At 64.1% G+C, this 17018-nt stretch carries 13 protein-coding genes; 5 read left to right on the top strand and 8 right to left on the bottom strand.

Going from position 1 to position 17018, the window contains the following annotated elements; translation table 11 throughout:
- Window positions 1-22: 22 nt before the first annotated feature.
- The gene (locus tag MTX23_RS33480) at window positions 23-724 is read right to left on the bottom strand and encodes a response regulator transcription factor (RefSeq protein WP_139479670.1); all 702 of its coding nucleotides are present in this window, start codon (window positions 722-724) and stop codon (window positions 23-25) included.
- A 237-nt stretch (window positions 725-961) separates the two neighbouring features.
- Here MTX23_RS33480 and MTX23_RS33475 point away from each other — a divergent pair, with 237 nt between their 5' ends.
- Window positions 962-1696: a DUF2470 domain-containing protein gene (locus tag MTX23_RS33475; protein ID WP_280974330.1), complete on the top strand. Its 735-nt coding sequence runs from the start codon at window positions 962-964 to the stop codon at window positions 1694-1696.
- Window positions 1697-2598: 902 nt separating this feature from the next.
- The gene (locus MTX23_RS33470) at window positions 2599-4215 is read left to right on the top strand and encodes a phosphoenolpyruvate carboxykinase (protein WP_280974329.1); all 1617 of its coding nucleotides are present in this window, start codon (window positions 2599-2601) and stop codon (window positions 4213-4215) included.
- Between the two features lie 192 nt (window positions 4216-4407).
- Here the strand turns inward: MTX23_RS33470 and rocF are convergent, their stop codons facing one another.
- The 3 genes from rocF to MTX23_RS33455 all read right to left on the bottom strand — a co-directional run bounded on the left by rocF (window position 4408) and on the right by MTX23_RS33455 (window position 9149).
- Complete coding sequence (gene rocF / locus MTX23_RS33465; RefSeq protein ID WP_280974328.1) at window positions 4408-5385, bottom strand: arginase; 978 nt, start codon at window positions 5383-5385, stop codon at window positions 4408-4410.
- 184 nt (window positions 5386-5569) lie between these two features.
- Window positions 5570-6388: a thioesterase family protein gene (locus MTX23_RS33460; protein ID WP_280974327.1), complete on the bottom strand. Its 819-nt coding sequence runs from the start codon at window positions 6386-6388 to the stop codon at window positions 5570-5572.
- Between the two features lie 250 nt (window positions 6389-6638).
- The gene (locus tag MTX23_RS33455) at window positions 6639-9149 is read right to left on the bottom strand and encodes a glycogen/starch/alpha-glucan phosphorylase (protein WP_280974326.1); all 2511 of its coding nucleotides are present in this window, start codon (window positions 9147-9149) and stop codon (window positions 6639-6641) included.
- Between the two features lie 317 nt (window positions 9150-9466).
- Between MTX23_RS33455 and MTX23_RS33450 the strand changes: the two genes are divergently transcribed.
- Both MTX23_RS33450 and MTX23_RS33445 read left to right on the top strand, forming a co-directional pair.
- On the top strand, window positions 9467-9682 hold the full coding sequence (locus MTX23_RS33450; RefSeq protein ID WP_280974325.1) for a hypothetical protein: 216 nt from the start codon (window positions 9467-9469) through the stop codon (window positions 9680-9682).
- 432 nt (window positions 9683-10114) lie between these two features.
- Window positions 10115-10546 (top strand): hypothetical protein, encoded by a 432-nt coding sequence (locus tag MTX23_RS33445; protein WP_280974324.1) that lies wholly within the window; start codon window positions 10115-10117, stop codon window positions 10544-10546.
- 64 nt (window positions 10547-10610) lie between these two features.
- Here the strand turns inward: MTX23_RS33445 and MTX23_RS33440 are convergent, their stop codons facing one another.
- Window positions 10611-11387, bottom strand: coding sequence for a DUF2865 domain-containing protein (locus MTX23_RS33440; RefSeq protein ID WP_280974323.1), 777 nt, complete (start codon window positions 11385-11387; stop codon window positions 10611-10613).
- 209 nt (window positions 11388-11596) lie between these two features.
- Window positions 11597-12160, bottom strand: a complete 564-nt coding sequence (pyrE, locus tag MTX23_RS33435) for an orotate phosphoribosyltransferase (protein WP_280974322.1) — start codon at window positions 12158-12160, stop codon at window positions 11597-11599.
- Between the two features lie 276 nt (window positions 12161-12436).
- On the opposite strand from pyrE, the gene MTX23_RS33430 reads away from it, so the two are divergent.
- Entirely contained in the window at window positions 12437-13063 is a 627-nt protein-coding gene (locus tag MTX23_RS33430; RefSeq protein WP_280974321.1) for a glutathione S-transferase family protein, read from the top strand.
- Window positions 13064-13181: 118 nt separating this feature from the next.
- Here the strand turns inward: MTX23_RS33430 and MTX23_RS33425 are convergent, their stop codons facing one another.
- Window positions 13182-13817: a LysE family translocator gene (locus MTX23_RS33425; protein WP_280974320.1), complete on the bottom strand. Its 636-nt coding sequence runs from the start codon at window positions 13815-13817 to the stop codon at window positions 13182-13184.
- Between the two features lie 137 nt (window positions 13818-13954).
- A complete protein-coding gene (gene polA, locus MTX23_RS33420; RefSeq protein WP_280974319.1) occupies window positions 13955-17005 on the bottom strand; it encodes a DNA polymerase I in 3051 nt (1016 codons plus the stop codon).
- Between the last annotated feature and the right edge of the window lie 13 nt (window positions 17006-17018).

Raw genomic sequence — 17018 nt, 5'->3', positions numbered from 1 at the left:
CAAAGCACTCTGAAAGCGCAGATCAGGCTTCCTTGAAGCGATAGCCGACGCCATACAGCGTCTCGATCATCTCGAACTCGTCGTCCACCACCTTGAACTTCTTGCGCAGCCGCTTGATGTGGCTGTCGATGGTACGGTCGTCCACATAGACCTGGTCGTCATAGGCGGCGTCCATCAGCGCGTTGCGGCTCTTCACCACGCCGGGACGGGTGGCGAGCGCCTGCAGGATCAGGAATTCGGTCACGGTCAGCGTCACCGGCTCGTTCTTCCAGGTGCAGGTGTGACGCTCCGGGTCCATCCGCAGCAGGCCGCGGTCGAGTGCGCGCGCGTCCGGCTCCTTCGGCGGGGCGGTCGGATCCTTGGGCTGGCCGCGGCGGAGCACGGCCTTGACGCGCTCGACCAGCAGGCGCTGGGAGAACGGCTTGCGGATGAAATCGTCGGCACCCATTTTCAGGCCGAACAATTCATCGATCTCCTCGTCCTTGGAAGTGAGGAAAATCACCGGCAGGTCGGACTTCTGCCGCAACCGTCGCAGCGTCTCCATGCCGTCCATGCGCGGCATCTTGATGTCGAGGATCGCAAGATCGGGCGGCGAGGTGCGAAAACCATCCAGCGCCGATGCACCGTCCGTATAGGTCATGATGCGATAGCCTTCGGCTTCGAGCGCGATCGAAACGGAAGTGAGAATGTTGCGGTCGTCGTCGACCAAGGCGATTGTGGGCATGTGCTGCTTTCACAATGAGAGTGGCTTAAGCGACGGGCATTCCAGCGACGCGCCGTACAATAGGGCTTCGAACGCGGTCAACGAGCAATGCAAGCTGGGCTGAAGTGTGACCGAGTTCCGCAAAAACGCTTCTGCGGCCCACGCGTTGGACCCCATATAGCACCCTGAGACCGTGAGGAAAGGCCCTTTTTCGCTCAGAAATCGGCCAGTTCCGCAATAAAATGACCTGGTAAAGCCATGCAACCGCCCCCCGATTTCAACCCCGCTCACCTGGTCCGCTCGCTGCTTCGACGCAGCCGCCAGGGGGCGCTCGCCACTCTGATGGCCGGCAGCGGCGATCCCTATTGCTCGCTGGTCAATCTGGCGGCCCATCCGGACAGCTCGCCCATCCTGCTGATCTCGCGGCTGGCGCTGCATACCAAGAACATCCTGGCCGACGGCCGGGTCTCGCTCATGCTGGATGAGCGTGCCGAAGGCGATCCGCTGGAAGGGGCGCGGATCATGCTGGCGGGGCGGGCAGAGGAGGCGGCCGAGGCCGAAACGCCACTGCTGCGCCGGCGCTATCTTGGCGCCCACCCCTCCGCCGAAGCTTTTGTAGACTTTAAGGATTTTGCGTTCTTTCGGATCCGGCCCACCGCCGCCCATCTGGTGGCCGGATTCGGCCGGATCATCGATCTGAAGCCGGGGCAGTTCCTCACCGATCTCAGCGATGCAGCTCCCCTGCTGGAGGCAGAGGCGGGCGCGGTGGCGCATATGAATGAAGATCACCGCGAGGCCATGAATCTCTATGCCACGCGCCTACTTGGGGCAGCGAGCGCGAATTGGACCTGCACCGGCTGCGATCCCGACGGCATGGACATGCAGGCGGACCGCAAGACGCTGCGGCTCGACTTCCCCGAAAGGGTCACGACCAGCGCGGAGTTGCGCAAGATGCTGGTCCGCCTCGCCGGCGAGGCTCGCGCCAAGGGATAATTCAAAAGGGATAATCCAAAAGATCGCCGGTCGAGGCCAGCCGCGTTGCCGTTGTCGCGACGAGGCAGGGTCTCGCACGGCCGCGGCTCTCTGTGTGTTTGGCGAGACCGAGCGAGACATTGGGTGATGCGGGCGGTAGCCGTGGGAGCCTGACAGCGCGATCATTTTGCGCAGGCGGATCGTCATCGCCAGCGAATCGAACGCGACCGAAGAAAATCATGGCATCGCTGCCGGAAGATTCGATCGCGACCTGTGGAGCACCGTGACGCGCGCGGTCCGCTGATTGCGGTATCATCTACGGCGCTGCGCGGTCTCGCCGCAGGCGGTGAGATGTATTGCGGAACCTTTTGCCGCAGTTGTGCATTACATCACTTCAGCTTCGGCGATGGCTCGTTGGCCATGAGTGAAGTTGCGCGACTGAAGCTCGGTGCCGATCGGGTGGTGCCCGTGCAACGCTATAGTGGACGACATGCGCGACTTTGCGTCAGATCCTGCCGAAGTGTCTCGACGATACATCGTCGCCGTGACGAAATGCATACCCGGCATTCTCGGTACTGTTCGCATTGATCGGAGCGGGCGCGCTCCAAGCGATGGCACCATTTGTGCATTGCAATGCCGTGATTTCAGGGAAAGCAGCGACCAAACCTCGCGCGACTCCCGTGAAATCGACAGAAAAGCGAAAGCGAAGCGAAACAGTCCCGTGCTGCGGCATATGCGTCAAATGATCTGCCTGCCTTGGAATCAACCAAAACCCGGTCGACTAGCTTGGCAAGCCCGGCGATCCCCACTATTAGGTCGCCGGACCGGAGCCGGAAGGCTATATTCAACAGGCGGTCACCGCGGCGGGGCGCGTTTGGTGACATTCGCGCGAACAAGGATACGCGGGTTCGAGGAGGTTCTTCGTGCAAGAGACGGGCGTGCATAACGGTGCCTTCGGCGCCGACAAATTCGGCTTAAAAAATCTCAAGGGCGTGCACTGGAATTACGGCGCGCCCCAGCTCTATGAGCATGCGCTGCGCAACGGCGAAGCGGTGCTCTCTGCCGATGGCGCGCTCTGCGCGGACACCGGCGTGTTCACCGGCCGCAGCCCGAAGGACAAGTTCACGGTCCGCGACGATCTGACCGACAAGAGCATGTGGTGGGCTGGCAACCAGTCGATCACGTCGGAGCAGTTCGCTGCGCTCTATGCCGACTTCCTCAAGCACGCTGAAGGCATGACGCTGTTCGCGCAGGATCTCTATGGCGGCGCCGATCCGAAGCATCGCATCAAGACGCGCGTCTTCACCGAGCTTGCCTGGCACTCGCTGTTCATCCGCACGCTCCTGATCCGCCCCGCGACGTCGGAGCTGGCGAGCTTCGTTCCCGAACTCACCATCATCGACCTGCCGAGCTTCCGCGCCGATCCAAAGCGCCACGGCGTGCGCTCGGAGAACGTCGTCGCGATCGATTTCGCCCGCAAGATCGTCCTGATCGGCGGCTCGCAATATGCCGGCGAAATGAAGAAGAGCGTGTTCACCACGCTGAACTATTATTTGCCCGAGAAGGGCGTGATGCCGATGCACTGCTCGGCCAATGTCGGTCCCGACGGCGACACTGCGATCTTCTTCGGCCTGTCCGGCACCGGCAAGACCACGCTCTCCGCCGATCCGAAGCGCACGCTGATTGGTGATGACGAGCACGGCTGGAGCGAGGACGGCATCTTCAATTTCGAAGGCGGCTGCTATGCCAAGTGCATCAAGCTGTCGGGCGAAGCCGAGCCGGAAATCTACGCCGCCAGCAAGCGCTTCGGTGCAGTGCTGGAGAACGTCGTGCTCGGTGCGAACGACCGCGTGCCCGATTTCGACGATGGCTCCAAGACCGAGAACACCCGCTCGGCCTATCCGCTCGATTTCATTCCGAACGCCTCGCGCACCGGCTGCGCGCCGCACCCGAAGAACGTGGTGATGCTGGCCGCCGACGCTTTCGGCGTGATGCCGCCGATCGCCAAGCTGACGCCGGCACAGGCAATGTATCACTTCCTGTCCGGCTACACCGCGAAGGTCGCCGGCACCGAGCGCGGTCTCGGCAACGAGCCGCAGCCGGAATTCTCCACCTGCTTCGGCTCGCCGTTCCTACCACGCGATCCGTCCGTGTATGGCAACATGCTGCGCGAGCTGATCGCCAAGCACAATGTCGATTGCTGGCTGGTCAACACCGGCTGGACCGGCGGCAAGTACGGCACCGGTCGCCGCATGCCGATCAAGGTGACGCGTGCGCTGCTGACTGCCGCGTTGAACGGCTCGCTGCGCAACGCCGATTTCCGCACCGACCGGTATTTTGGCTTCGCGGTCCCGACCTCGCTGCCGGGCGTCGAGCCGCACATCCTCGATCCGATCAAGACCTGGGCCGACAAGGCCGAGTTCGACAAGACCGCGCGTGCGCTCGTCGGCATGTTCCAGAAGAACTTTACCAAGTTCGAAGCGCAGGTCGACGCCGAAGTCCGCGCCGCCGCACCGGAAGTGAAGCTTGCGGCGGAGTAATTCTCGCGCGCGTTGATCCGCGATTTGAAAAAGGTGGCCCTCGTGGCCGCCTTTTTTATTTTGGAGAGATGCTTAGCGAACGGGAATATTCCCTGGTCTGTCACCCCCCGCGCAACGGCTTCGCCGTTGTCGCTGGAGGAGCGCGCGTGCCGCGCTCCTCGGGATCGCGGGATTGGCAGATTGCGCGTTTCGCTATTCGCCCATCTCCGGCAACACCGCGTTGCTCGGCGTCTGGCGGTCGGTGATCTGCAGGCCGAACAGGCTGCCGATCAATTCGACTGCGACGCGCGCGGTGCGGCCGCGCTCGTCGAGGAAGGGATTGAGCTCGACGATGTCGAGCGATCGCACCAGGCCGGAATCGTGCAGCAGCTCCATGATCAGATGCGCCTCGCGATAGGTCGCGCCGCCGGGCACCGTGGTGCCGACGCCGGGCGCCACCGCCGGATCGAGGAAGTCGACGTCGAACGAGACGTGCAGTACACCGTTCTTCGCCTTGACGCGCTCGATCACGCGGCGGGTCAGCACGGCGACGCCGAACTCGTCGATCTGACGCATGTCGGCGATCGACACGTTCCGCTGCCGCAGCAATTTGCGCTCCAGCGGATCGACCGAGCGCGTGCCGATCAGGTCGAGCTGATCGGGCGGTATCGAGGCGCGCGGCAGCCCGCCGAGCAGGTTGTCGAGCCCGTCCTCGCCGCACAGGAAAGCCGCCGACATGCCGTGCATGTTGCCGGTGATGGTGGTGGCCGGCGTGTTGTAGTCGGCATGCGCATCAACCCACAGTGCGAACAGCGGCCGGCCCTTTTCCTGCCAGTAGCGCGCGACGCCATTGATCGAACCCATCGACAATGAGTGATCGCCGCCCATGAAGATCGGAATCGCGCCGGAATGCGCCAGCCAGTAGGCGCGTTCGGAGAGCGCGCGGGTCCAGGTCTTCACCTCGTCGTAGAACTTGGTGTTTGCCGGCGCCGGGCCATCGGCGACGACAGCCGGGATCGCCAGGTTGCCGTGGTCGTCAACGGAAAAGCCGAGCTGCTCGAGCAGGCGCGCGATCCCCGCCGTGCGCAGCGCATCCGGTCCCATCAGCGGACCGGCCTGCGCCGCGCCGATCTCGATGGGAACGCCAAGCAGCGCGATGCGCGAGGGTCTGGAATTGTCGGCTTCGGACATGCGGCAATGCTCCCAAAGGCGAGAAACAGAAGCGACGCGCCAATGTTCCCTCAACCCCTGAAATAGGCAATCCGATCGTAACAGACCAATGTGGATATTTGCCTTCGGTTGAGGCTCCGATTGAATCAGAGCCGGAGCCGGCGTTTCCTCACGCGAATCGGTGTCCGCGTCGCTCGAAAACGACCTAGGCCTTGAAATAGGCGATCTGCGTCGTGGTCGCGAGCAGGCGGCCGGAGGGCGACCACAATTCGCCGTGCTGGTCGCCGTAGCTTTTGTGGAAAGTCTTGGCGTCGGCGGCCGCGAGCACGCGGGTGGTGTCCTCTGCGTCGAGGTCGGCCGCGTCGACATGGAAATAGGTCGTCAGCGACACCGTGCCGAACGGCACCAGCTCGTGCCGCGCGTGGAAGACGCGGCCGAAGAAAGCATCCGACATCGACATCAGCGACAGCGCATCGACCTTGCGCGGGGCGCGGTCGGCGATCCAGAGCTTCGAATAGGCGCTCGACGGTTGCTTCGGTGCGGCGCTGCCGAGCTCCGGCTCGCCCTCGACGAAGCGGAAGTCGTATTGATTGGCCCAGGTCATCGCGAGCTTGGGATAGGGCCGCAGCTGCTCGAACGGCGTCGCACCCGGAAAGGCGGCCGGCTGGTGCGACCATGACGGACGGCGCTCGGCAAACACCGCGCTCGCCAGCGTTGCGACCCCGCCGCCGCCCTGGGTCATTTCGACCGACCAATGCTGGCTCGAGCGGTTGGCCTTCACCAGGCGAACGTCGAGATCGAACGTGCCTTCCGCAACCGGCGCGCAATAGTTCACGGTGAGCGCCAGCGGATCGCCTGCGCGCTGCGGATGCTGCATCAGCGCCCGCAGGATCGTCGCCGCGGTGCAGCCGCCGAACGGCCCGACGAACGCCCAGTAATCCGGGCTGGTGCGCCCCTGCCAACGACTGTCGCCGGCGGTAACTGCGGTGGCTTCATCGAAAAGGTGCGGGGTCTTGGTGAGCATCAAATCCTCTGCAACTCATTGCTGCCGTCATTGCGAGGAGCTCGCGACAAAATTGCAAAGCAATCTTGCGCTGAAGCGACGAAGCAATCCATCGATCCGCATAGGTGGTGCGATGGATCGCTTCGCTGAGCCTGTCATCCGGCGGCGCCTCGCGCCGACGGGGTAGCTCGCAATGACGCAGAACATCAATATCTCGACAAACGCGCCGAACTCAATGACGTCGGACGTAATCGATTTCCGTGCCCCGGGATTATCCCTTGGCCTCGCGCTGAGTGCCGATCTGCGGCGGCGCGCTCGGGTGCACAGGCACGTGCCAGATGTCCTCGGCATATTCGCGGATGGTGCGGTCGGAGGAGAACCAGGCCATGCGCGCGACATTGAGAATCGAGGCGCGGGTCCAGGCCGGGATCACTTGCCAGCGTGCGTCGATGCCGCGTTGCGCATTGTAGTAGGAATCGAAATCGGCCGAGACCATGTAGTGGTCGAGGTAACGCAGCGCGTGGCCGATCGAGGCGAAGCGGCCGGGATCACCGGGCGAGAACTCGCCGCTCTCGATGGCGCGGATCGCGCGCTCCAGCCGCGGCGATTTGCGGATCACGTCGCTGGCGTCCAGTCCCTGCTTGCGGCGGACCATGACGTCACCGGCCTCCATGCCGAAGATCGCGATGTTCTCCGGCCCGACCCAGTCGCGGATCTCGATATTGGCGCCGTCGAGCGTGCCGATCGTCAGCGCGCCGTTCAGCGCGAGCTTCATGTTGCCGGTGCCGGAGGCCTCCATGCCGGCGGTCGAGATCTGCTCGGAGAGATCGGCGGCCGGGATGATTACCTCGGCGAGGCTGACATTGTAGTCGGCGAGGAAGGCGACCTTGAGCTTGCCGCCGAGTGAAGCGTCGTTGTTGACGATCTCGGCGACGTCGTTGATCAGCTTGATGATCAGCTTGGCGTAGCGATAGCTCGCCGCTGCCTTGCCGGCGAAGATCTTCACCCGCGGCACCCAGTCGCGCTGCGGCTCGTCCTTCATCGCGTGGTAGAGCGCGATCGTCTCCAGGATGTTGAGCAGTTGCCGCTTGTATTCGTGGATGCGCTTGATCTGCACGTCGAACAGCGCTGACGGATCGACCTTGACATTGTTGCGTTCGCCGATCAGCCGCGCCAGCGCCAGCTTGTTGTGGTGCTTGACGTCGCGGAAACGCCGCTGGAACTCGAGGTCACTGCTGTGCTCCTCGATCCGTTCGAGCAGCGAGAAGTCGTCGAGCACGGCTTCGCCGCAAGTCTCGCGCAACAGCGCGGTCAAGCTCGGATTGGCGAGCATCAACCAGCGGCGGAAGGTGATGCCGTTGGTCTTGTTGGTGATGCGTTGGGGATAGAGATGATGCAGATCGTGGAACACGGTCTCCTTCATCAGGTCGGAATGCATCGCCGAGACGCCGTTGATACGGTGCGAGCCGACGAAGGCGAGCTGGCCCATCCGCACCCGGCGTCCGCTCTTCTCGTCGATCAGCGACACCGAGGCGCGATATTCGATGTCGCCGGGGCAACGCTCGTCGGCGAGCGCGAGATGCTGCACGTTGATCCGATAGATGATCTCGAGATGCCGCGGCAACAGCCGTTCGAACAGCTCGACCGGCCAGGTCTCCAGTGCCTCCGGCAGCAGCGTGTGGTTGGTATAGGACAGCGTGGCGACGGTGATCTTCCAGGCCTCGTCCCAGCGGAAATTGTGCAGGTCGACCAGGATCCGCATCAACTCCGCCACCGCGAGGCTCGGATGGGTGTCGTTGAGTTGCACCGCGGCCTTCTGCGCGAGATTGCGCAAGCCGCCGTCGGATGCGAGATGCCGCTTCACGAGATCCTGCAGCGAGGCCGAGACGAAGAAATATTCCTGCCGCAGCCTGAGCTCACGCCCTGCGGCGCTTTCGTCGTTCGGATAGAGGAACTTGCAGATCGCTTCCGCGCGCGCCTGCTCGGCGCTTGCGGACACGTAGTCGCCGGTGTTGAAGACGTCGAGCTCCAGCGGATCGGGCGCGTGCGCCGACCACAGGCGCAGCGCGTTGACGTGCTCGCCGCGCCAGCCGACGATCGGCGTGTCGTAGGCCATCGCCTCGACCGTCTCCGCCGGGTGCCAGGTGGCGCGATCGCGGCCGCGGTCGTCGACATGCTCGACATGACCACCGAAATGAACGTTGTAGACCACTTCCGGCCGCTGGAACTCCCAGGGGTTGCCGAAGCCAAGCCACTCGTCGGGGTATTCCTGTTGCCAGCCGTGGTTGATGATCTGGCGGAACAGGCCGAAATCGTAGCGGATGCCGTAGCCGGTGGCGGGGATTGCGAGCGTCGCCATGCTCTCCATGAAGCACGCGGCGAGGCGGCCCAGGCCGCCATTGCCGAGCGCGGCGTCCGGCTCGCATTTGCGCAACTCGGCGAGGTCGACGCCGAGATCGCCGAGCGCGGCTTCGAACAGCGGCAACAGACCCATATTGTTCAGCGCATCGGTGAACAGGCGGCCGATCAGGAACTCGAGCGAGAGATAGTAGACACGCTTGGCGCCGGCGTCGTAGCTCTCCTTTTCGGCGCTCAGCCAGCGATGCACGATGCGGTCGCGCAGCGCCAGCGCCGCGGCCTTGTACCAGTCGCGCCTGGTCGCCGCGTTGGCGTCCTTGCCGATCGCAAGCCGGAGCTTGGCGAGAATCGCGCTCTTGATTTCGGCCAATGCCAGTTCGTCGACCGGCTGATTCAGTGCCGGGTAGTTTGTTTGTTCCTGCAACGCGCTAATCCCCGCCGTTCAGACTTCCGGATCATGACGCAGTTGCATGCGTCACGATCTCATCTCCTTGTTTGAGCGTGGTCGTTTCGGAAACCGGTTCCACTTGCTCTGACCATGCTCCAACACAATGATACGCACGTTGCACCGCAATCGAAACTGTCGACAGCCTGTCGTGCACCGCGCTGACGTGATTTTATGCAAGGACCGGGCCGATCCGGGAACCCTTCGAACCTGCCATCACCGGTGTTACGATTGCCCTCAAAGCGACATTTGGCGAAATTTTAACGGAGGATGCGCGATGAGGCTATTGATCGAGATTGCAGCCGCAACCTTGCTCGTTATTTGCATCACTGACACGAGGCGCGGCCTACGCAGCAGGCAAGATCGGCCGCAGCGCCGACGGCCTGACCTGCAGCTTCAGCGTGGTGCCGAACGCCACCCCGGCCGCCCGCTGCGCCGCGATCAAGCGGCAATGCGGGGGCAAGTTCTACGCGAATGCATGCGGCGACAAACTGCTGTCGGCTGCGAGCTGAGCCGCTCGCGCGGGCCGCAAGGCGGCCCGTCCATTTGCGCGCGGCGGCCCGCGTCAAACACGCTTTATTTCCAAGCTGGCGGCGCGCGCCGCGCATATCGGGAACACCGTGGTGATACGGATTTCCAAGGCTTAACGAGCGCTTTACAAAATCAACTGCCGCGTGGGGCAGGCACATTTCACATCGAAGCAATTTTCAGGGCCGGGCCGCTGACATCGTTCAGCGGCCCTAATTGCTTTTGGGGCAGAGACTTCATGCGCGACCGCTCCTTTATGGAGCGACGACGGCCGACGCAAATCGTCGCCCGGGGCGACGTCTGTCGATGGCATCGGAACAAATTAAGAACATTTTAGCAAGTCTTTGATATATCATTGTGATTCGGCGCCTGTGCCGACACAATATCTATGGTCTATCAGCCTCCGCGAGGACTACATGTCCACCATCGCCTTTGATCAGTTCGCCCTCACCCGCATTGCGGATTTCGCCCGCTCGCTGTCGCGGCTGCATCAGGCCTCGCGGCGCCACTGGGTCGACGACGACCAGCTCGACCGCGAGTTCAACGCGGTCTGCATGTCGATCTGGGGCTACACCACGGACGATTTCAGCGACGATCTGTTCTCGCTCGAGGATCACGCCTGGCTCGATTCGCTTGACGAGGCGCACGCGCGCATCTTCGCCGCCGAGCAGGGCTACGATCTCGTCGACGATCACGGGATGCTGACGGACTGGTGGGGCTATTGCTGGATGATCCTCGCCGAGAAGCGCGGCATCCTCACCCCGGAGAACCGCGCCGCCGCGCGCGCGGCGATCGAGGACAAATATCTCGCCGCGCCGAACGTGATCGGCGTGATCGTCGGGCGGTAGCGCTGGTCGGGTCGATGTTCCGGCTTCGATGCTCCGCATGGCCCCGGAATGACGGCGTGAGCCGTCAGTTCGCTTGCGCCCGCTTGGCGGGCTTCGGCACCGCCGAGGACGGGGCCGAGGGCGCGGCGTCGCGGCTGGTTTCCGGCGGCGCGTCGCTGGCGACATCGGCGCTGACCGGCGCGACCTTCATTTCACCGAGCCGGGTGCGGACCGCTGCCGTCAGCCCGGGATAGGACGCGACCGGCGTGAAGTCGAACGCCTGGTCGTTGCCGACGCGGATGCCGGTATAGGCGACAAGTCCGTCGGCGGTGGCGACTACGTCGCCGGCACGCAACGAGGCGTCGAGTGTGAGGTCGACCGGCGCAAGGCCGGCCGGATCGCGGCCGTTGCAGGTGCAGTCGGCGCGCAGCGCCTTGCGATAGGCGTAGGCGTTCTCGCTGTCGGCGTAGCGCTCGCCCGCGGTCGACGAGGCGCTGTCGATATTGCTGCCGTAGTAAACCTTGGTTGGGCTCGCCGGGCAGAAGGCCTGGCAGAGCTGCACCGGCGTGGCGTTACCGCGCATGGTCAGCGGGAAATACTTGCCGTCGCAGCTGCGCACGCAGAAGGCCGGCCCCGATCCGGCGACGCGCGGCGCGGACACCGGCGCGGGCGGCCGTTCAGCCTGCTGGTTGAGGCCGAACGGGTCGGCAAAGAAATTAGCTTGCGGCGAGGCCTGGCGCGCCTGTTGCTTTTGCCCACCGCCGAAGAAGAAGTCGAGCAGGCCCTCGGCTGATACGCGAGCAGGCATGCACATGGTGACGCCCGCCAGCGTCGCGGTCACAAGCATCACGCGACGCTGCATGCGCCGATCATTCAATCCTGTACGCAACGCTCGCTCCACCCAACAGAAAGCGCCGTGGCGATCGCTGCTCCGGCACGATTCACCCTAGTGTGGGATGGTAAACGAGCGATTGATTGTGGTGAATCTACGGAGGGAAGCAGCGTGCGGCTGGTTCCATTCGTCATGGCCGGGTCAAACCCGGGCACGACGATAGAGGATGTGGTGAGAACTCAGCCCCTTAGAAACTCGCCTGCCGTGTACAGCGCGCGGAACGGCAGTCCGGCTTCTGCAAAGGTTTCGGTTGCGCCTTCCTCGCGGTCGACCATGGTGAAGACCAGCGCGACCTCGCCGCCGGCCTCGCGCACGGCTTCCACCGCCTTCAGCGCCGAGCCGCCGGTCGTGGTGACGTCCTCGACGATCACGATGCGCTTGCCTTGAAGCGTCTCGCCCTTGGCGAGCCCTTCCACTGAGAGCCGCGCGCCATGCTCCTTCGGCTTCTTGCGCACGAAGAAGGCCGCGATCGGATGGCCCTTCAACCAGGAGAGCTGTGCGATGGCGCCGGCGAGCGGCACCGCGCCCATCTCGAGGCCACCGACAAAATCGAGCTTGTCGTCCTTCAGCGCCTCATAGGTGAGCTCGGCGAGTAGCGCCGCGCCTTCGGGGTCGAGCATCGTCGGCTTCAGGTTGAAATAGAAATCGCTCTTGCGGCCCGAGGCCAGCGTGATCTCGCCGCGTCCAAACGAACGCTTGCGGATGATCTCGGCGAGGCGGGCACGGGAGGCTGATTTCGACAAGGCTTTTTCCTACGGGTTCGAGGCGGGCGGCAATCTATCGGCGCTTTCCGCCACATTCCAGCGCCGAAATTACGCCGTCAACAGCGCCCGCGCGGCGATTTTCGGCGGACACATGTGCGGAAAGCGCGGGTTGTGCCGGCTTTCGGTTCCCCGTAAGCAGGCGCCAAAGCTGAGATCATGATGCGATGGCATCATGATCTCATCTCATTGATCGAGCATGATCTTTAGGAAAGTCGGCGTCCACTTTTCCGGATCATGCTCGCGAGGGAAGCGAAAATGACCATCGAACTCTACACCTGGAACACGCCGAATGGCCGCAAGATTTCGGTGGCGCTGGAGGAAATGGGCCAGCCCTACAAGGTGATCCCGGTGAACATCACCAAGGGCGAGCAGATGACGCCCGCCTTCCTCGAAATCAGCCCAAACAACAAGATCCCGGCGATCGTCGACCCCGATGGTCCCGGCGGCAAGCGCGTCAGCATCTTCGAGTCAGGCGCGATCCTGCTTTATCTCGGCGAGAAGACCGGCAAGTTCCTGCCCAAATCGCTGGCGGAGCGGATTCCGGTCTATGAGTGGCTGATGTGGCAGATGGGCGGGTTCGGCCCGATGCCGGGTCAGGTCCATCACTTCATTGCGCTGGAGAACGAGCAGGACCACGCTTATGGCCTCAAGCGCTTCATGGCCGAGACGCGGCGGCTCTATGGAGTGCTGGATCGACGGCTTGCGGGGCGCGAATTCGTCGCCGGCGATCTCTCGGTTGCCGATTTCGCGATCCTCGGCTGGGCCTGGCGTCACCCGCGCCATAAGGTGGATCTGGCCGATTTCCCCAACGTCAAGCGCTGGTACGACGCGCTGATGGCCCGCCCTGCGACGAAGCGGGGCATGGAAGCGAAGCTGGATTGAGGGACTGCGTCGTTGCCGGGGCTTGACCCGGCAATCCATCTTCTTCGCAAGCGAGCCTCGATGTCTGCTACCGCAGACGATGGATGCGCGGGTCAAGCCCGCGCATGACGAGCGCGGATCACGCCCGTCGCGCCTCGAGCGCCATCTTCACCGCGAGCCCCGTCAGCACGGTGCTCATCAGCCAGCGCTGCACGAGGAGCCAGGTCGGGCGCGTGCCGAGGAACACCGCGATCGAGCCCGCGGCAAGCGCGATCATCGCGTTGACGCTGACACTGATCGCGATCTGGATCGAGCCGAGCGCGAGCGACTGCGTCAGCACGCTGCCGCCGGCGGGATCGATGAACTGCGGCAGCAGCGCGAGATAGAGCATCGCGATCTTCGGGTTGAGCAAATTGGTGACGAAGCCCATCGCGAACAGCTTGCGCGGGCCGTCGATCTTCAGAGTCTTGACCTGGAACGGCGAGCGGCCGCCGGGCCTCACGGCCTGCCATGCCAGCCACAGCAGATAGGCCACGCCGGCCAAGCGCAGCGCGTCATAGGCATAGGGGATCGCGAACAACAGCGCGGTGATGCCGAATGCCGCGCACAGCATGTAGAACACAAAGCCGAGCGCCACGCCGCCGAGCGAGACGATGCCGGCCGCGGGCCCCTGCGTGACCGAGCGCGAGATCAGGTAGATCATGTTCGGTCCCGGCGTCAGCACCATGCCGAGGCAGATGAGCGCAAAGCCGAGCAACGCGGATGTATGGGGCATGACGGGGACTCGTGAGGGATGCACGCACTTCTAGCGTGCCGTCCGCTGCGCGGCCATCCTGGAATTGCTCTCGGAGCAATGTAGCGGAGGCGCTGATCTGCTACCTCGCCCCGCAAGCGGGGCGAGGTAGGGTTTCTTCAATGCGCCTCGTCCCAGTTGGTCGCAGCGCGCGCGTCGACCTGCAGCGGCAGCGACAGGGCCACCGCCGGGAAGGGCGCGTCCTGCATCACCTTCTGCACCACCGGCAGCGTGGCCGCGACCTCGTCATCGGGCACCTCGAAGATCAATTCGTCATGCACCTGCAGCAGCATCTGTGCCGACAGCTTCTTCTCGGCGAGTGCGTCCTCGATCCGGATCATGGCGCGGCGGATGATGTCGGCCGCGGTGCCTTGCAGGCGGGCGTTGATCGCGGCGCGCTCATTGAAGGCGCGCACCGAGGCGTTCGAAGCCTTGATGTCGGGGTAGTAGCATTTGCGGCCGAACAGCGTCGTGACATAGCCGTTGCGGCGGCAGAAATCCTTGGTCTCGTCCATGTAGGCGCGGATACCCGGAAAGCGCTCGAAATACTTCTTGATGTAGGCGGAGGCCTCCTCGCGGGCGATGCCGAGCTGGTTGGCAAGCCCGAAGGCCGAGATGCCGTAGATGATGCCGAAATTGATCGCCTTCGCGCGGCGGCGCACCTCGCTCGGCATGTCCTTGATCGGCACGCCGAACATTTCGGACGCGGTCATCGCGTGAATGTCGAGGCCGTCGCGGAACGCCTGGCGCAGCACCGGCACGTCGGCGATCTCGGCGAGCAGCCGCAATTCGATCTGGGAATAATCCGCCGACACCAGCTTGTTGCCGGGGGTGGCGATGAAGGCGCGGCGGATCTTGCGGCCGTCCTCGGTGCGAACCGGGATGTTCTGCAGGTTCGGCTCGTTCGACGACAGCCGGCCCGTTGTCGTCGCCGCCAGCGCGTAGGTCGTGTGCACGCGGTGAGTCTGCGGGTTGACGTAGTTCGGCAGCGCGTCGGTGTAGGTCGATTTCAGCTTCGAGACCTGCCGCCACTCCAAAATCTTCTTCGGGAATTCGTGGCCCTGCTCGGCAAGCTCGTCGAGCACCTGCGCGGTGGTCGACCATGCGCCGGTCTTGGTCTTGCTGCCGCCGGGCAATCCCATCTTGCCGAAGATGATGTCGCCGATCTGCTTCGGGCTGCCGACATTGACCGGCTCGCCTGCGATCTCCTGGATCTCGGCCTCGACGCGTGCGGCAGTCTGGGCGAAATCGCCCGACAGCCGCGACAGCACCTGGCGGTCGATCGAGATGCCACGCCGCTCCATCCGCGCCAGCACTGACACCAGCGGCCGCTCCAGCGTCTCGTAGACCGTCAGCATCCGCTCGGCGATCAGGCGGGGCTTCAGCACGCGCCACAAGCGCAGCGTCACGTCGGCGCTTTCGGCCGAATACTCCGCGGCCTTGTCGATCGCGATCTGATCGAAGGTCAGCTTGCCCTTGCCGCTGCCGACGAGCCCGCCATAGTTGACGACGGCATGGCCGAACCAGCGCTCGGCCAGCGCCTCCAGCGCATGCGAGCCGCGGCCGGCATCGAGTGCGTAGGACATCAACTGCGCATCATCATAGTTGCGCAGCGTGATGCCGTGCTGCGCCAGCAGCACCGTGGCGAACTTGACGTTGAAGCCGACCTTCTGGATGCCCGCCGATTCCAGGAGCGGCTTCAGCGCATCCAGCGCCTCGGCGGTCTTGAGCTGGCCCGGCGCAAGCCCCGCGTCGAACAGGCCTGCGCCGCCGCCGGGCTGCTTGTGGCCGAGCGGCACATAGCAGGCCTCGTTGGGCGCCAGCGCCAATGCGAGTCCGGAGAGCTCAGCCTGCATCGGGTCGATCGATTCGGACATCGCCTCCACGGCGAAATGGCCGGTGTCGTGCACGCGCGCGAGAAACGCCTGCAGTTGATCGAGCGTGCCAATCGCCTGGTAGGCCTTGCGATCGAAGCCGATCTTGCGGATCGCCTCGCCGCGGGTCTCTGCGAGCGTGGCCGGCGTGCCCTTCAGGCTGGAGGCCTTGTCGTCCCGGGCGCCGGTCGGCTTGGTGCGCTCTTTCGCCGTTGGGGCCGTGCGCCCGGCAGCCTCCTGTCCGGGCCCGGGCGTCGGCTTCACGTCCGAGGGCGGCAGCGGTGAGAACACGCTCGCGCCGCTCCTGTTGCCGGGATCGGCCTCGACGTCGGCCGGGTCGATCTGCGAATAGTCGGCGACACGGCGGGTGAGGGTGGAGAACTCCATCGCCTTGAGGAAGGCAATCAGCTTGCGCGCGTCGGGCTCGTGCACCGCAAGATCGTCCAGCGGCACTTCGAGATCGACCTTGTCGTCGAGCAGCACGAGCTGGCGCGAGATCCGCGCCTTCTCGGCATTCTCGAGCAGCGCCTCGCGCCGCTTCGGCTGCTTGATCTCGGTGGCGCGGAACAGCAACTGATCGAGGTCGCCGTATTCGATGATGAGCTGCGCCGCGGTCTTGACGCCGATGCCGGGAACGCCAGGCACGTTGTCGGTGGAGTCGCCGGCGAGCGCCTGCACCTCGACCACCTTCTCCGGCGGCACGCCGAACTTCTCGATCACCTCTTCGCGGCCGATGCGGCGATCCTTCATCGTGTCGTACATCACGACCTTGTCGTTGACGAGCTGCATCAGGTCCTTGTCGGAGGACACGATTGTCGTGGTCGCGCCGCGCTCGCTGGCCTGCCGCGCATAGGTCGCGATCAAATCGTCGGCCTCGAAGCCGATCTGCTCGAGGCAGGGCAGCTCAAAGGCGCGCACCGCCTCGCGGATCAGCGCGAATTGCGGGATCAGGTCGTCCGGCGCCGGCGGCCGGTGCGCCTTGTACTCGGCATAAAGCTTGTTGCGGAAGGTGATCTCCGACTTGTCGAACACGATCGCCAGATGGGTCGGCCGGTTGTCCTCCGGCATGTCGCGCAGCAGCTTCCACAGCATGTTGCAGAAGCCGAGCACGGCATTGACCTGCAGCCCGTCGGATTTGCGGTTCAGCGGCGGCAGTGCGTGATAGGCGCGGAAGATGTAGGACGAGCCGTCGACCAGGAAGACGTGGTCGCCCTTCGCCGTCGCCTTGGCGGCAACGGGCTTTGGCGCGGTCTTGGAAGCGGGCTTGGCGGGGGCTTTGGGGGCTGTTTTCGGCATGGCCGAAATTTAG

Origin of the sequence: Bradyrhizobium sp. ISRA436 (assembly GCF_029910015.1) — a bacterium.
GTDB lineage: Bacteria > Pseudomonadota > Alphaproteobacteria > Rhizobiales > Xanthobacteraceae > Bradyrhizobium.
This window is presented reverse-complemented; position numbering and strand designations above follow the sequence as displayed.